A 16,234-nucleotide genomic window follows, 5' to 3' on the forward strand; every position below is an offset into this window, starting at 1 on the left:
GGAAAACGGCAGGAGGAGACATCGCGTTACCCCGCGCGGCCGTTCGTCAGGATGCCGGTCACCAGCTGCTCCAACAGCCTGTGCAGCGCTTCTTTAAGCGCGGCGATGTCGCCGCCCCTGGGCTTCTCGATCATCTGGTCCGGGTTCAATCCGAGTTCCGCCAGCTCTTCCCGGACCTGCGGAATGCCGGCGAACCGGGAAAAGACCACGAGCTGGCCCGGGCTGAGCCGGGCAGTCTCGATGAGCTGCCTTGCCACGAACAGGCCCGACAGGTCCAGCTCCCGACCCGGGTGGAGCTGGAGGTCCAGGACCACCTTGTCCCATTCCCGAGGGTCCATCGCGCGAATCTTGTCCGCGGACGGGAACGACTTCGACTCGAGGTACCGAGAGTAGCTGTCGCCAAAGCAGATCGTCCGGGTGATCGAGCTCGCGTCCGCCGTTTCGTCCTCCACCACCGCCACGCGCAGGCGCCGCATCGCTCTATCGGGACGGCTGACGAAGCGCTCGAGCAGGAACGGCGGGAGCAGCCGGTGGGCGGCATCGAACACATGCTTCGCGAACGCAACGTCGAAGGGCGTCTGGCCGGGCTCGACCGGTCTCTCAATCCACGCGCTGAGCAGCGGGTTCAGCACGAACACACGAAGCAAGGTGACGGATTTGGCCGAACCGTCCTGAAGTTCCGACAGCGTATCGTCCAGCATCCGCTGTAGAACCGGTATGTAGTCGTTGACGTTGACGTCCGATTTCGAGATCAGGAACGCGTAGCCCCCCACATTGAACGTTTTCTCGTCAACCGTCATGGTTTCCCAAACCGCCAGCGTGAACGCGTTCAGTTCGGCGAGGGAGAGGGCGTCGTTCCGGGGGACGAGCGCGAAACAGAAGCCTGTGGTGTCGGGGTGGTTGAACGGGCAAAACCGCAGCCGGCTCCTGGGATCGTGTTCGAAGATGTCGGCCAGCCTGCGAAAGAGCGCTTGGGTTGCCCGGACACAGTTCGCGATCAACTCTCCATGACCATCGCGGGTCAACGGGATCACCGCCTGCGAGAGGTAGCAGCTCACCGCGGCCGCGCCTGATCGTGAGCCTTCGAGCGTCCACATCCCCAGGAACCCGCGGAAACCGTCCCGCCGGTCGCCGGCCAGATAGGGCGCCTCATACGCGATGAAGTCACGCGCCGCGTGGCTGCGGAAGAGGACGGCTCCGCAGGGATAGGGAACGTACCCGAATTTGTGCGGATCCAGCGCCATGGAGTCGGCATTGCGCAGAGAGCAGATCGCCCGGAAGACCTCCTCCTCGAGGGGGAAGCGCTCTCCTTGTTCCTCGAAGGGTAAGGGCTCGCCGTCCCTGTCCCGCGCCACTAGGGTCGCGAAGAACCCGCCCAGCGCGGCATCACAGTGGTGCCAGAAGCGGGGCAGCCCGGGATCTTGCCGGAGGTCGTGGAGTTCGTGCAGGGGGTCCACGGCGGCTTCTTCGGTCGTCCCGCACACGCTGGCGACCATGAGCACGTTCTGACCCTTCTCTTCCAGCTTTTCTCGCAAAGCGTGGAGGCTGAGGCGGATGCGGTTGTCGACGCCGGTTTGGAGCAGGGCCTCGGACCCCAGCCCTACGAGATCCATGGCCTTCTTCCAGCCGTAATGGCTGGTAACAGGAACCAGAACGACCGGCAGTTGCTCGAACTGGTCTCCGGTGAACGCCTTGTTGTACTCGGTCAGGAACCCTGCGAGACCAATTCTCTGAGCCGTACGCAGCTTCTCTTCGAATTCCCGGGCCAGACTCGAGGGCTGCGCCGCTGGTCCGCCTGCACCGCCTCTCATAGCCAACCAGCGTTTCACGGCTTGGTGCAGCGCCAGGACGCTGTCTACGGACAGGTTCCATAACTGCGCCGTGGAGAGGCCGGAGAAGCTGACTCGCTCGGTCCCGACGGCAAGCTCCAGCTCTCCCAGACCCGCGAAGTGAGGGCGCGACGTCACAAAAAGCCGGAGGGCGAGCGGAAAGAGACGCACGTTCCGGGCGATCCATAGGGCCTCCATGTTAGCCGTCGTGCCACCGCTGCACAGGTGCCCCCACGAGGGCCCGGCCGTGGCAAGCGCACCGTCCGCGCGATCGGGCTCCGGCACTATCTCGCCGAGCAACTCGGGATACCTCACCATCCGCGCAAGCGCCGCGACGTACTCGCGCTCCCGGCACACCGTTTCGGGCGCCACCTCCTGCACTACGTTGTTCTGGTTGTACAGCATCCCCGCGAAGTACCCCACCATTCCCGGAAGCGAGGGATCGCTGACGATGTGGGCCACCTGCCGCGGAGAGTAGAGTGGCGCCCCGCGCTTCAGCCCGGCTAGAATCTCGAACAACTCGTCGCGGAGGCGCGCTCGGGTGTGCACGAAGGCGGGATCAGTCTTCTCGTCCTCGCGGATCAGGCGCGGGTCTTCGGGGTGGAAGTTCCGTCTCCAGAAGACGTGGTCGCGCAGCACGTCTAGGATGAGTTGCTCCAACTCCCCGGCGTTCTCCCCGCGTGGACCCAGGAAGGCAGCGCTGTGCGCCAGACCGGGAGCGTGGGCGGAGATGGTCACGAGGCACCTCCGGAGCGGGGAAGATGATACGAGGGAAAGGTTTCCCGCAGCTCCTTCACCTCCCGCCACGCCTCCTCGGTCATGGGTTGCAGTCGACCTAGCGTCTCCACCAGCGACGCGGGCCGTGCCGGCAGTCGGCGGAACGCGAAGCTGCCCTGCTCCTGTTCGTGCTTGCCGGCACGGTAGCGGTGAAACAGGTGGAGGCAGGCGTTCAGGTGGCTGAGGCGGAGGACTTCGGGATCGAACCAGGTCAGCAGGACCACGGGAAGCAAGTAGCCCCGCTCGCGGAGATCGGCGAAGAAGCGAAGCCCGGGCGAATCACGCATCGTGGTCCACGATGCATACGGGGTGTGCGTGTCCAGGATGATTCGCCTGACATCAGCCATCCCGTTGCCCTCGTTCTCGCTGGGCAACGAGGAGCCGGCGATGACGGTGGACGTACCTGCCGCAGGAGGCAGGACTGGACAACTGCGTAGTTCAGCGGGGGGATGGGGATCGCCCGGTATGTCGCGGATGCTTGCACTCAGGCCCGCAATCCTGGTAATGACGAGTGTAGTCATGATTACCTCCTCCGGATGATGTTGCCGAGCTCATCTATAGATGCAACCGGAGCTTGAGGGCGCCGTCCGACGGATTTCTCCGTCCATGCCTGTTTCCACCGTCGTCCAGACGACGCCTCGACCCGGGCTGACCCTCAGCAGGATGAGCGGCTTCATTCGCCACCCGAGACCGTCCAACCCGTCCGCATCTCAATGAAGGGCTTCAACATCTTGTCGCGCAGGACACCGAGTTCCGCTATGGCGCGTTCTTCGCCGTCCTCGAACGCAGCCTTGAGGCGGACCAGGTCATGCTCGATTTGCCGACTCCTTGCCACTGCCTCTTCGAATCCCTCCCGGGTATAACAGAGGTGCAGGATCTGCAGCGCGTTCTCAAGCTCCTCATCCTCATCGGCCCCATTTACATAAGCGTCGAACGCAGCCTTCAACTCCTCGGTCCATTCCTGCGACGCTTCGAACGCACGAACCTGCCTGGCCAGCGCGCCCAAGCGAGAGCCAGGGCCCGCCAGCTCCTCGCGGCTATGAAAACGAAGCAGTGTTTCACCTGCCAACTGCAATTGTGCGACCGACCGCCGCCAAACTTCCGGAAACCCCGCCGGGGGCGAGGAGAGATGGCAGCTGACCACCAGCTTGCTTCCGGCCAGCCGGTCGTCTAGGCAGTTCGTCAAATCCTCGATGAGGTGGTCGGTTGTTCGCTGAGGGTCATCACGTGGGTACCGCGAAGTGTTGGTTGCCTGATCCACCCGGTATCCACGGATCAGCACGAGCGAGCGCTCGGTGCCGTCACTGTAAACGACCCACGGCTCATGGGTATCCTTCCGCCCCCAGCCCCACTCCGCGACGAATTCATCCGCATGGGCGTTTCCCTGTTCTTCCGGGAGAAGCCAACGAGTAAGGACGGATACGATACGGTGCATTTTCAGAACTCTCCCCGAGGGCGGCGACCGAGAGCCATTATGGCCGAGGTGAGGCTCAACTTTGAAATTTGGTCCTGAATGTAGTGCTGTACGAGCGAGTACGGAATGAATTTCACGTCCGAATCAGACCGCGGGATGCCGCGCCCCGAGTCCACCACGACGTAGGGGACGGCGTCGCAGATATTCTTCAGGAAAGTGGGTGCTTCAACGCCGAAGAGGCGATGCACCCCATCCAGGATACCCTGGTGGATGATAACCATCTCCGCCTGAACGTCAACGTACTGTGTATCGGCCCCGGTGATCCAGTGACTCCTGACGGCGCCGTCCCTGGCGCGGCTGACTACGAACCGCCGCGGGGGGGAAAGTGATGAAGCGCTCGTCTCCCGCGCCGCGGGGGCGGTTCCGCCAATCGCGTAAAGTGGCTCCTCCTTGTCGTTCACGCGGAGGTGCGTACAGATGAACACGTTGGCGGCCCCGGCCACCTCGAGCCGGGTCGGTGGCGCCTCCGCGCCGCTGATGTAGGAGTAGACCTTTCTCAGGTTTTCGGAGTCGTTGTCGTTCACGCGCTCGGACGCATGCTCGGCCAAACGTTCGTCGATGACGATCACCCGAAGCAGGCCAGCCTCGACCATCTGCCACGGCAACGGCCAATGTTGCCGCATGGCTTCCGGTTCGTTCTCGTCGGGAAAGGTTGGCGAGAAAATCGGCACGAAATCCGCCGAGGCCTTGTCGAGCACCATGTAGGCATGGCGCTGTTGAAGCAGCGGTGGCATGGATTCATCATCCTGCCGGCTACAATTGAGAAACGACCTCACCACGCCCTCTCCCCCCGTTCCATGCCGATCGTAGATGACCAGCCGCCGCCCACAAACATCCGGAGGGGGGGTCGTGCGGAATTCGACCGGATTGTCTCTCACCGGGAAATCGAACACTGCGCGGGACCATCCCTTTTCGGAGGCATGCGGGTCGGTTCCCTGCGCGCGAAGCTCCAGGTGGAGAAGGAGGAGCACCCTCTCAGGGTTCTCCCCATCGCGAAGGAAACGTTTCGTCACCCATGTCCTCCAGAGCGCACTGGTGAACTTGCTCACCTCCAGGGGATCGGATGCGTTCCGGAACAGCGTTTGGATGATCTCGTCCAACGTCTCTGCGACAACCGCCCGGCCTCGTTCGTGTAGCGCCCGGATCGGGGCGATTCCTGCGGCATCGGCGCCGGTGATCAGCACGCGAAACGGAAGTTGCGAAAGAAGCGGTTCCAGGGTTTCAAGATCTCCCATCGACGGATGCACCTGGATCAGGGCGAACTTGAACCTGGACGCGTGTTTTGCCAAGTGCTTCTGCAGCGAGGAAAGAGAGTCGAAGATCCAGATTCCTCGCAGGTGGAGCAGGTTCCTCGGTGTCTCGTCCATGACACCCGCAGCTTCCGGCGCTACGATGCATACGAGCTGCGCGCGCAGCATCTTGAAGCGATATCGAAGAATCCTGTCTTTTCCCAAGACGAGGGTCAGGGCGTCCTTGAGACCCTTCTGTGAGTTGGTGTCGCTTCCGCGCAGGAGGTTCGCACAGATCCGCATCTCCGCGAGACCCCAGTTCGCCTTTTTCAGGCTGCCGTTTTCCTCGATCAGATCCTCATTCCGTATCTTGTCGAACCTTTCCTGGAAAACCCTGAGGTACCTGTACAGTTCGCGGTCCGTGCTGGCGTCCCACAGGTTCGTGGTCAGCTCGACCGTGTGGTGATCCGGATCCTCGTCGACGCCAGGGGGATCGACGTGAAGCCTAACCTCGATCGTCGCCTCGGCGCCCTGCGCAAGAAGTTGAGTCTTGTGGTGTTTCGCCACATTGCGCACGAAGTTCTCCAGCAGGCCGTATACGGCAAGGTCACCCTGCGCTCCCGGCAGCGCCACCTCCACGTCCACCCGTTGATGCATCACGGGCCTGAGCCATCGCTTGTCCCCAGGTTCAGCCGCGGCTTGCAGCGATCCGTAGGGGAACGTATACGGAATCGTGGTAGGATAGGTGAACGTGGCCACTTCCCCCTCTCCGGCCCCGCTGTCTTCGTAGGTGACGCCGAGCTCGGTTCCCCGGATGCTCACGTGGAATTGCAGGCCACACGGCGTGCCATCGATGACCACCCCCTCGTGGTTCACCCGATACCCGACTCCCTCGTTGCGGGCAAGGTTGTCGGAAAGCAGTGTGTTCTGAATGAGGGAGAGCATTACTTCGCGATAGAACAGCGCAGAGCGGGTGGTCGTAAGCGGCTCCGTGGTCAGCTCCGCCAGGAAGTCACCCTTTCTCTGGATCAGGTAGTCGAGACGCCGTTTCAGCTGTGACGCCACGTTGAAGTGCTCGATGCCAGCTGTGCCCCCAAGTCTCCTGTGAATTGCCTCCAGCGTGGACCGGGGAGTCACATGCGAACCGAGGTTGTGCGACAGGTTGCGAGACATGATCGCAGCCACCGCGAACTTGCGGGACTGCTCGTGGGTCTTCTGCGTATGCTGCTGAAGGTAGCTCGCGCGGTTCCTCAGAGTGAGCAGTTCCGCCAGCAGGGCGTCGTCGATGCGCGTATTGTCCGTGACGTGGACGATGAGACCGCCGGCGGAGACCTCCTTGTCCTGCTCCAGCGAGTCGCGCGAGGCATAAAGCCTCACTTCCGGGATGTCGCGTGCAACGAACGCATTGAACGTGAGCACCTTGATCAGCTTGATGACGAGCTCGTCGTCGAGGTTCCAGCCATCGTTGCGGCGAAACACCGCTAGGGACGCGAACACCCGCTGAAAATCCTTCAGGATGCGATCGAGCTCGTCGGTGAACGGTTCCGACGACTCTCCGGGTGCATCGTTGAACAGCCAGGTACGAAGTTGGCTCGATACCTCCTCCAGATCTTGATTATTGATGGAAAGATACTGTCCGTACTCGAACTCTTTCTGGAAACGCAGCTCGCGGACCGCCCGAGCCAGGAGCGGTGTCGCGGCATCCTCGAGCCAGATTCGGAACGTAGGATTGAGGATGGTGTCGGGCAGAGTCACCGTGAGCTGCTCCACGCTTCCGTCCCTTCGCAGGCGCACGGTCAGTGGCGCGGAGGCTTCTGCTCGGCCGTTCAGGCGCTTGACCACGACGCAGGCTTTGTCGGGTAGTTCCCGGAACAAGAAGTTGGTGACCTTGAACCCCTCCACGAACTGCAGCGAGAGAGCGTAGTACAGGAGAAGTCGGCGGCTCGCGTCCCTGTCTTGGAAGAAGACGGGCACGTTCCGCGTCCAGTTCCCAGTCACCAGGTCCCACTGGAGAAAAAGAACCGCGGCGGGATTCCGGATGGCGCCATAGTTGAGAAGCGACTTCGTGTCACCCTTCCAGACTCGGAACTGTTCTTTGGAATTGTGTCGCGTTGGAACGCGGACGTCCATGAATAGCCTACGGATGTCTACCGAAGCGGCCGGCGTGACGCCAGGCGAATCAGAGGTATCCGCTTCGCCGCACGGAAGCCGATGATGCAGAACGTAGAGCTTCAAGCGGTCCTTGACCGTCAGCTCTGCATTCAGGTTCAGGCCACCAGCCAGCTTCTGAAGCGTCCGCCGGAGGCCGGAGTTGACGCTCTTCGCATCCGCGCTGCCCTTCTTGCGCTGCTTCGAATCCTGTTCGTGGTAGGGGAAGATCGAAAAGATGCGCAGGGCCGCGGCTTCCAACCAATCATCCGGCTTGATGCGGGTGCTGTACTCGACGCAAAGAGAGGGGATGGGGCGTAGGGAGTCGTCCCGGCGAGGTCCCTCCCCAGCGGGCGGAGGACAGAGCCGGAAGCCAAGCTCCTGCAGTCGTTCGACCGCGGGCGCAACTCTCGCCGCGGTGACCGGCCGGTAGGTCCGCCAGCCGCGGTCCGCGAAATCTTGGAGCGCCCGGCGGATGAACGAGAGGTATTTCAGTCGTTCGTCCTCCTCGTGCAACGTATGCAGGTCCTCCACCTCCTCGAACGAGTGCGACCAGCACGCGTGGTCTCCGCCCATCTCGGAGATGACCACCATGCCACCCGTACGCACCAGCTCTCTGCTCTGCGCAATCCCCTCATTCCAATCGTCAAGGTGGTGGAGCAGGAGAAACAACAGGCAGACGTCGAACGGCTCGGTGGCGGTAGGCCCGTATTCGGACAGGGACTTCTGGATCAACTCCACCCTGATTCGCCTCCGGCAGCCGGCGTCTTCAATCTCAAACGATGTCGGGACCGCCTCAGCGCCCCACTCGGGGGGGGCAGGGAGGGAGGGAGCATAGGTGAGGGGACCGTCGGGCATCGCTGCGGCAAGCTCCCGGTACAGGCGGGAGAGCATCGCCGGGCTCGTGTCGATCCCGACCAGTTCGATCGTCGTGGGGCCGTCGCCCTCGTGGGCGAAGACGCGGCTGAGCAGGAGGGCCGTGAGCCAGCCACCCCCGATCCCGGCATCCAGGATCCTCCAGGTTTTTCGTACGGCTCCGCATTCGTCGCGCAACAGACGCAGGAGCAGCGAGAAAAGGTCGTCCGCGAGTTTCCGCCGAGTTTCAATGGAGTCGGTCGGATGCACAAGCCGCTGGTAGCAGTCGACTCCCTCGGGTGTGTGCGAGGTGACCCCTCGCTTCGTTCGCACGGCGCCGACAAGCGGCGTGACGTCCGTACTCATCGTTCACCCGAGCCGGCGGCGGGCGGGTTCGCCACGGCGGAATCGAGGGCGGCGACGAGGCGCCCGTTCTGGAAGCGGGCCAACACCCAGGTGCTTCTCGAATTCCCGTCCGGACCGATGGAGATTTTCCCGCTGGCCGTCTCCACCTGCGAGAAAGACCGCAGCGTCCGCTGGACCTGTTCAGGGTCGGTGGTTCCCGCCCGAGTGATCGCGTCGGCCAGCAGCTTCATCGTGGTGTAGCCGAATGCCGCGTCGTAGTTAGGCATTCCTCCGAACCGCGCCCTATAGGCGGTGATGAACGAATGGGTGACCGGGCTCACCTGTTGGTTCAAAGTGTAGGACGGAACGGCCACCACTACGCCCTCCAGCAGCGCTGGCGTGAGCTGACCCCGGTCCGCAGCCATGGCAACGTCGTGCACGCCGAGGATCCGCGACGTCTGCCGAAGCCCGCTCTCGTCCACCGCCCGCAGGAGCGCGGGCATGTTGTTATAGTATCCGATCAGGATGATCAGCTCCGGCTGCATGCTTCTGACCCTGACCATCACGTTCCGGATCATGGCGAAATCGTCCCCGGTAAACGATTCGGCTGCAACTGACGTGGCGCCCATCTGTCTGAGTCCCGGAGTGAGCACTTCCTGCGCGAGGCGCTGGAACGCCGGGTTTTCCTGAAAGATGATGGCAACCTTCTTGGGTTTGAGGGTGCTGGCGTGTGCGAGCAGCATATCCCCCTCTTCGTGGATCCCCGGGTAGATGCGGAAAACATTGTCGGCGTTCGCGGGAATCGACTCGTCCATGGCGAAGACGAACTGGAGGACGCCGGCGCGCTCCGCGACGATGGGCTTGACCGCCAGGCTCACCCCAGTCATGGAGGTGATGAGGAAGGAGGCGCCGCTCGTGCTAATAAGCTTCTGCGCCGCCGCGGCGCCGTCCGCCGGCTGCCCCCTGCTGTCCTCGAAGACGATTTCGAGGCGGCGCCCCAGGATCCCCCCGTTCGCGTTGATCTCCGCTACGGCGAGTTGCATCCCTCGCTGCTCAGACTCTCCCAGGAAGGAGACCGGCCCGGTAAGGGGCAGGACAGCCCCGACCCGGATTTCCGGGCCGCCGGACGATGTCGGCCGGCGTGCGAGCAGGATGCCGAGCACGAGCACCGCGGCCAGAACAGCCGCGCCAATGATCCAGCCGGTCTTGCGTTTCATCTTGACCTCGACGTGCTGGAGGAAGGATGGTCGACCGCTGTGTCGCCGATGCGTTCCCAGTAGAGGTCCAGGAATCCCTCTGGCTTGTGCAGCCAATCCTGGGGGTGATCCGTCTGGCGTGCCGTTCTCCCGGCGACGAGGACTACGGCGCGGCTGGCAACGCGCAATGCTCCCGTTACGTTCTGCTCGACGAGAAGGACTCCCAGACCCGCTTCGCGGGCGAGCGCCGGCACCGCGTCGAGAATACCGTGGGCCACAGCCGGAGCGACCCCAGCGGAAGGCTCGTCCAGGAGGAGCACACTGCGGCACCGGACCAGGGCCATCGCCACAGCCAATGCCTGGCGCTCGCCCCCCGAGAGCAATCCGGCGCGAACATCGAGGCGTGTCCGCAACACGGGGAAGATTTTGAGGGCCAGTAGGCGCCGCTCGCCCGCCGGCGTGAGCGCATCGCCGGCAGGACCGATCGTCAGGTGTTCTCGTACGCTGAGGCTCGGGAATATCCGTCCCCCCTGCATTGCGTACGCAAGACCCAGTCTGACGCGCTCATGGGCAGGCAAGGCCGTGACGTCGCGCCCATCCAGACACACGCTCCCCCGGCGGGGTGTCAAAACGCCGGCGGCCACGTGCAGCAGTGTGGACTTGCCTGCGCCGTTCGGTCCAAGCACGGCAACGATCTCGCCCCTACCCACCTCGAGCGTGATGCCGTGCAGCACCTCTTTCTGCCCGAAGCCGGCATGTATCTCCCGGATGCACAGCCCGGTGCTCACGGCAACGCCTCCATGCCCAGGTACGCGGCACGCACCGTGGCGTCCCGCAGCACTTCGTCCGAAGTGCCGGAGAGGCTAATCCGTCCTGCTTCCATGAAGCAGACCCGATCTGCCACTTCAGCCACTACACCCATGTCGTGCTCAATCACCACGACTGTGGATCCTTCATTCGCGATCTTCCGGATCGTGCCCAGCAGTTGTGGCACCAGGTGGGGAGCGACACCCGCGGCAGGCTCGTCCAGCAGCAGCACGTCGGCTCTCGCCGCCAGGAGGCGGGCGAGCGCAACGAGTTTCTGCTGTCCAAACGATAGGTTCCCTGCCAACTCGTCCGCGCGGACGTGCAACCCTACGGATTTAAGCAGAGACGAGGCCCGTTCCTTGAGGCTCTCTTCCTGGACGCGAACGCTCCGCCGCCACAAGATCGCCCGCCAGACGCGCTCTCCCGATTGGCCGGGGAACGCCGCGAGCACGTTGTCGAGCACGGTCATCCGCCCGAAGAGCCGTACGTCCTGGAACAGTCGACCGATCCCCAGCCGTGCCACCTTCCAGGGAGCGAGTCCGTCCAGCCGTTGTCCGTAACAGCGGATCGCCCCGGCGTCCGGGCGTAGGTAGCCGCTGATGAGGTTGAACAGCGTGGTCTTGCCCGCCCCGTTCGGCCCGATCAGTGCGCTGACGCGGCCGGGCGCGAAGCGGAGGGATACGTCGTTGACGGCGTCGATTCGACCGAATGACTTCCGGATCCCGATCAACTCGAGCGGCATCATGCGAAGCGGTACTCGCCGATGAGCCCCTGAGGACGGAAGCGCATCAGCAGGATTATCAGCAGGCCATAGATCACCTGCCGGAGGTTGGCGGCAACGGCATCGGGGAGGCCGAGGAAACGGAGCGCCTCGGGAAGAGTCACCATGAGCGCGGTGCCGGCGAGGGGGCCGGAGAAGTTGCCCGCCCCTCCGATGACGAGGATGGACAGGATAAAGACGGACTCGAGCAGGGTGAAGCTCGTTGGATCCACATAGCGGAGTTGGCTGGCGAAGAGTGCGCCGGCGACCGCGGCGAAGCCGCTGGCCAGGGCGAAGGCCGAGACTTTGAACACGGTCACGTTCTTCCCCAGGGCAGTGGCGGCGACCTCGTCTTCCCTGATTGTCTTGAGCGTACGTCCGTAAGGAGAATGTCCCACCAGGTAGAGCAGCCCCCCACACCCGGCCGACACGGTTCCCGTGAAGAGCGCCAGCGTTGCAGGCGAGTCGATCACGATCCCGAAAAGCGTGGGACGGGGAATTCCCGAAATGCCGTACGGCCCGTGCGTGAGGTCCACCCAATTGTAGAGAACCGCGAAAACGACGGCCTGGAATCCGAGCGATGCCAGGACGAAATAGTCACCGCGCAGGCGGAGCGACGGGAGAGAGATCGCGAAGCTGAGGAGAAGGTTGAGCGTGACCGCAAGGATCACTGCCAGCCAGAAACCGGCCCCCAGGTTGACCATGCTGAGGGCGCTCGTGTAGGCGCCCAGCCCGAAGAACGCGGCGTGACAGAGCGAGAGCAACCCTGCGTATCCCACGAGCAAGTTCAGAGACCACGCCAGGATCGCGTAGATGCCGAGCATTATGAGAAGGTGGAGAAGGTAGCTCATGCGGCAGCCTCCTCAATACGGCGGCGGCGGCCCAGCAGGCCTTCCGGACGGAGGAGAAGAACGACCAGGAGCATCACGAACGTGACGGCCTCCTGCCAGCGTGCCCCGCCCTGCCACACGGCGAGGCTCTGAAGCGTCCCGAGTGCCAAGGCTCCCAGGACTGCGCTCTCGAACACACCCAGTCCGCCGAGGATGACCGCCACGGCTGCATTCAGCACTGCGGAAAGCCCCATGTGTGGGCCGAGCCCCGCGTCGAGGGAAAGCAGAATGGACGCGATCGCGGCCACGCCCGATCCCACGCCGAACACGACCGCCCGAATATGCGCCGGATCGATGCCCGCCGCTGACACCAGTTCGGGATCGTCGCGCATGGCCCGCAGCATCCTCCCCCACGAGGAGCATCGCAACGCGACAACCAACGCAGCGAACACACTCAGGAACACGATCACGGCCACGACCTGCACCTCCGTCAGGATCAACTCGCCCACCCTGAACGTCTCCTGGGCTTCCGCCCCAAGCACCCTAGTCTGATTTCCATAGACCAGAGCGATGAGGTTGACCACGACGATGTAAACCCCGACCGAGCTGAGCAAGTGGATTGACGGCGAAGCACGTCGTCGGTGCAACGGCGCATGCACGGCTTTCTCCACCCCAATCCCCAGCGCCCCCGCTGCGACGACCGTGAGGACGGACGCGGCAGAGAGGGGAAGCTTCCAAACCACCAAGAACGTATAGATGAAATATCCGGCCGCAGCGTAGACCGCCCCGTGCGCGATGTGGAAGACCCGGGTGGTGTTGTAGATCAATCCGAATCCCAGTGCGAGCAGGGCGTAGACGCAGCCCGTTACCCACCCGTTCACGATCGTTTGCAAGAAGAGCATGCGGCGATTCTGCTGGAATGCGACCGCTCCCAACGGACTGACGGTGACCTCACGAAGTAACACCCGGACGAGTTAGCACGAGTTAGCAGACGCAGCAGATCGCGAGTTTACTTGCTCCGGGCTCTTCGGTTCAAAAACCGTTCGTCGAAGGTCACGATATCTCAACGATGGACGCGCTCGTCCTCCGCTTCGCGGAGGCGCCGCGTTACCCAAGGTAGGCGGCGCTCAGAGCGCCAGGGGAAGCGGTTCCTCGTCGGGCTCGGGGAGCGGGACCCGGGCGCCATGGGTGATCGGATGGGCGAGGGAATGCCGGGCGACCTCAGCGAGCACTCGGGGGTCTTCGATCCGCCTGCCAAGCCATCGCTCGGTCCAGTACCGGCCGATGGCCTCGGCGGTGCGACCGCGGCGCGGCAGCAGGTAGTCGCCCCGTCGCGCGCGTCCTAAGAGCACCTCGCGGAAGTTCGCCGGCCAGCGGGATTCCGTAGACGACGCGGGGCTGGCCATGCTGGAGAAGGAGGTCTGAGGGGAGCCCGATCTCGTCAAGCGCCGCGCGCACCTTCCGCAGTTTCGGGTTGACTCCCTCGCCGAAGATGCTGTTGACCTCTCGCCCGCGGTGATTGCGCGCGAGGAGGATCTCCATCGCCTCGACCGTCTCGGCGGAGAAGTGGTAGGAGCCGAAGCCAGTGGTCTGTCCGAGGCGTTCATACTGGATCTCCGCCCCAGGCGTCCCTTCGGCAGCCTCGGCTGGCATGCGCACACGATTGTACTGGCTCGGTGCATTTCCGTAGAGGCTGGTCGTCCCCAGCAGGACCAACTCGGGATCGCGCCGGACGGGTCTTCCGGCCATGGCAGAAGCAATTACGCTGGGGGTGTTCCGGTACTGGTCGGCGTAGGCGCGGACAACCTCGGAACTCGCCATCAACAACGATACCAACTTGCCGCCCAGTAGCGCATTGTAAGGGGCAACCGCGCCGCAGACGGTGATGTCCATCATGTTGACGCCTACGTGCTTGGCCTTCACGCGCCGCAGGATGCCCAGCAGCGCGCGAACGCCGCGCGGGTGGGCGAGCGCGCGCTCGAGGTCCGGCCCGCGTGCGCGCCGTAGTCCCGCCTCGCGCAGGTAGAACCGGATGGCGAGCAGATCGGCCAGCGCACGTGCCCGCTTGTACCGGAAGAGATGGGTTCGCGCCCGCGCCTCCCAGTCGGTGTCGTCCTGGACTTTTTTGTGCTCGTCCAGCTGAGGGAAGAGCCGGTGATCACGGCGCGCCTCCTCACTCAGCCCGCGGAGACGTGCGAGGACGGCGAGATCGGGCTCGGCGATCTGCTCCGCAGTCAGAACGCCCTCCGCCGCCAGATCGGCGCAGTACACGTCTCCGATCAGGTCATCCAGTGCGCGGAGCGCCCACCGCGCCCACGATTTGGGATCCTCTCGGACCGCTTGCAGAAAATTTTCTGCGGACCAGCCGATCCAGGTGTCACGTACACGCAACTGGACGATCGAGCTTCCGAGCGCACCAATTCCGATGACGGGGTGGTTCGGAGCGGCGGCGTCGCGGATCAGGAACGCGAGGTTCCGTCCGGGCGTGCTCTGGTAAACCGTGGTCCAGGTATGGCGGAAGTACCGCCATATCTGGGATAGGTCGAGCCCGGTGAAGCGGCAGTGCTCACCGCGCCGCGCTACCTGGACGTAGGGCCGGATTACCGCGGAGACCGCCGCACTTCGCTCCAGGCCGGGCGGCAGAGATCCGGCCCGTTCGAGTTCCCGGGCGAGCGTGCGGCCGTCCCGGATCAGGGAGAAGATGGAGTGCCATCCCGTCGGTCCCAGCCGGCGCCGCTCCATGGACTGGACGAAGGCGCGTGTCGCGGGCTGCGCGAGTTGGGCGTCGCGCTCGATCAGGTGGCCCGTGCGGACAAAGTCCTTGAACGCCTCCGGCGCGAGGGCGGTGGCATCGGGCGGACGTGTGCAAACCACGCCATCCTCCACGTAGTAGCACCACCCCATCGCACGCAGGTCGCAGAGGATCCCGACCAAGACGCGCAGGTGATCCGCGTGCGGGCCGGGAAGCCGTCGCACATGGGCCACGTAGCCGGCTGCGCCGACAGCCGGCTCTTCGACCGCCTGCTGCCGGAATTCGCCGATCTACGCGAGCCGGCCGGCCCCTCGCCGCTGGTGGCGCAGGCGCTGTGGCCGAAAGCTCGCCGCTCGCGGGACTGCCTGAAGATCAGCGCCTCACTCCACCGTCACGCTCTTGGCCAGGTTCCGCGGCGGGTCGACGTTGGTGCCGCGCAGCACGGCGATGTGGCAGGCCAGCTGCTGCAGCGGCACGCTGGCCAGGATCGGCGTCAGCGCGTCGAGCGCGCGAGGGATACGGATCACGTGGTCCACCCCCTCCCCCGCTCGAGGTTCGTCCCGGCTCGAGACCCGGTCTACGGGCGCGGCGCATTCACCAGGTTGATGGCGAAGGGGCCGGTGCCGTGGAGCTGGATCACGGTTTCGCCCCGCGCGCCGCCGAAGTGCGGCATCTGGGGAGGGATGTAGAAATAGTCGCCCGCCCCGTAGGTGTGCAGGCCGCTCTCGTCGGCGCGCTCTCCCATGGCCAGCAGGAAGGTGCCCGAGAGCACCGTCAGGTTCTCGGCGGCGGGGTGCCAGTGGGGCGGGAAGCGGTAGCCGTCCGGGAAGCTGAGGCGCATGGTGTACGGGCCCGCCTGCGCCGGGTTTCCGTCGACCACGGCCATCTTCATCCCCGGCGCGAAGCCGGGGATGTTGGCGTCGGCCCAGGTGAGCGAGCTGTTCGCCACCATCCGCATGCCGCCGGCCGGCGGCGCCGGCTGTTGCTGGGCCGCGGCGTGGACACCGGTCAGCACCAGCGCCGCAGCCGCGAGCGTGCACGTCATCCCGCGCATACGCACCTCCCTCGGGTTCGGGTTGCGCGTCGGAAGCAGGCGGGCACGTCCGGGGGGCTCGCCGTCCTGCTCCCGGAGTGGACAGCGAACCAAGGTGCGTCCGGCCAGCCCGGACAGCAACACTTTCGACCGAAGGGCGGGACGAAGCCCCTGCGACACGACCGGTCACGGATACCTT

The 16,234-nt window shown here is 64.3% G+C and carries 12 protein-coding genes; all 12 read right to left on the reverse strand.

Annotated elements, in window-relative coordinates; translation table 11 throughout:
- Window positions 1-26: 26 nt before the first annotated feature.
- Window positions 27-2,567 (reverse strand): pyridoxal-dependent decarboxylase, encoded by a 2,541-nt coding sequence (locus VF092_12360; protein ID HEX6748078.1) that lies wholly within the window; start codon window positions 2,565-2,567, stop codon window positions 27-29.
- Window positions 2,564-3,127, reverse strand: coding sequence for a hypothetical protein (locus tag VF092_12365; protein ID HEX6748079.1), 564 nt, complete (start codon window positions 3,125-3,127; stop codon window positions 2,564-2,566). Before VF092_12365 ends, VF092_12360 begins: the two co-directional genes overlap by 4 nt.
- Before the next feature lie 152 nt (window positions 3,128-3,279).
- A complete protein-coding gene (locus VF092_12370; protein HEX6748080.1) occupies window positions 3,280-4,041 on the reverse strand; it encodes a hypothetical protein in 762 nt (253 codons plus the stop codon).
- Window positions 4,042-4,043: 2 nt separating this feature from the next.
- A complete protein-coding gene (locus VF092_12375; GenBank protein HEX6748081.1) occupies window positions 4,044-8,678 on the reverse strand; it encodes a class I SAM-dependent methyltransferase in 4,635 nt (1,544 codons plus the stop codon).
- The gene (locus tag VF092_12380) at window positions 8,675-9,874 is read right to left on the reverse strand and encodes an ABC transporter substrate-binding protein (protein HEX6748082.1); all 1,200 of its coding nucleotides are present in this window, start codon (window positions 9,872-9,874) and stop codon (window positions 8,675-8,677) included. Before VF092_12380 ends, VF092_12375 begins: the two co-directional genes overlap by 4 nt.
- The gene (locus VF092_12385) at window positions 9,871-10,641 is read right to left on the reverse strand and encodes an ABC transporter ATP-binding protein (GenBank protein ID HEX6748083.1); all 771 of its coding nucleotides are present in this window, start codon (window positions 10,639-10,641) and stop codon (window positions 9,871-9,873) included. Before VF092_12385 ends, VF092_12380 begins: the two co-directional genes overlap by 4 nt.
- On the reverse strand, window positions 10,638-11,405 hold the full coding sequence (locus tag VF092_12390) for an ABC transporter ATP-binding protein (protein ID HEX6748084.1): 768 nt from the start codon (window positions 11,403-11,405) through the stop codon (window positions 10,638-10,640). The genes VF092_12385 and VF092_12390 overlap by 4 nt, the downstream gene beginning before the upstream one ends.
- The gene (locus tag VF092_12395; protein ID HEX6748085.1) at window positions 11,402-12,271 is read right to left on the reverse strand and encodes a branched-chain amino acid ABC transporter permease; all 870 of its coding nucleotides are present in this window, start codon (window positions 12,269-12,271) and stop codon (window positions 11,402-11,404) included. Before VF092_12395 ends, VF092_12390 begins: the two co-directional genes overlap by 4 nt.
- The gene (locus tag VF092_12400) at window positions 12,268-13,152 is read right to left on the reverse strand and encodes a branched-chain amino acid ABC transporter permease (GenBank protein HEX6748086.1); all 885 of its coding nucleotides are present in this window, start codon (window positions 13,150-13,152) and stop codon (window positions 12,268-12,270) included. The genes VF092_12395 and VF092_12400 overlap by 4 nt, the downstream gene beginning before the upstream one ends.
- A gap of 319 nt (window positions 13,153-13,471) precedes the next feature.
- Window positions 13,472-15,226, reverse strand: a complete 1,755-nt coding sequence (locus VF092_12405; GenBank protein ID HEX6748087.1) for a Druantia anti-phage system protein DruA — start codon at window positions 15,224-15,226, stop codon at window positions 13,472-13,474.
- Window positions 15,227-15,382: 156 nt separating this feature from the next.
- A complete protein-coding gene (locus tag VF092_12410) occupies window positions 15,383-15,529 on the reverse strand; it encodes a hypothetical protein (GenBank protein HEX6748088.1) in 147 nt (48 codons plus the stop codon).
- A 50-nt stretch (window positions 15,530-15,579) separates the two neighbouring features.
- Window positions 15,580-16,056 (reverse strand): cupin domain-containing protein, encoded by a 477-nt coding sequence (locus VF092_12415; GenBank protein HEX6748089.1) that lies wholly within the window; start codon window positions 16,054-16,056, stop codon window positions 15,580-15,582.
- Window positions 16,057-16,234 lie beyond the last annotated feature (178 nt).

It is taken from the genome of Longimicrobium sp. (assembly GCA_036377595.1).
Taxonomy (GTDB): domain Bacteria; phylum Gemmatimonadota; class Gemmatimonadetes; order Longimicrobiales; family Longimicrobiaceae; genus Longimicrobium.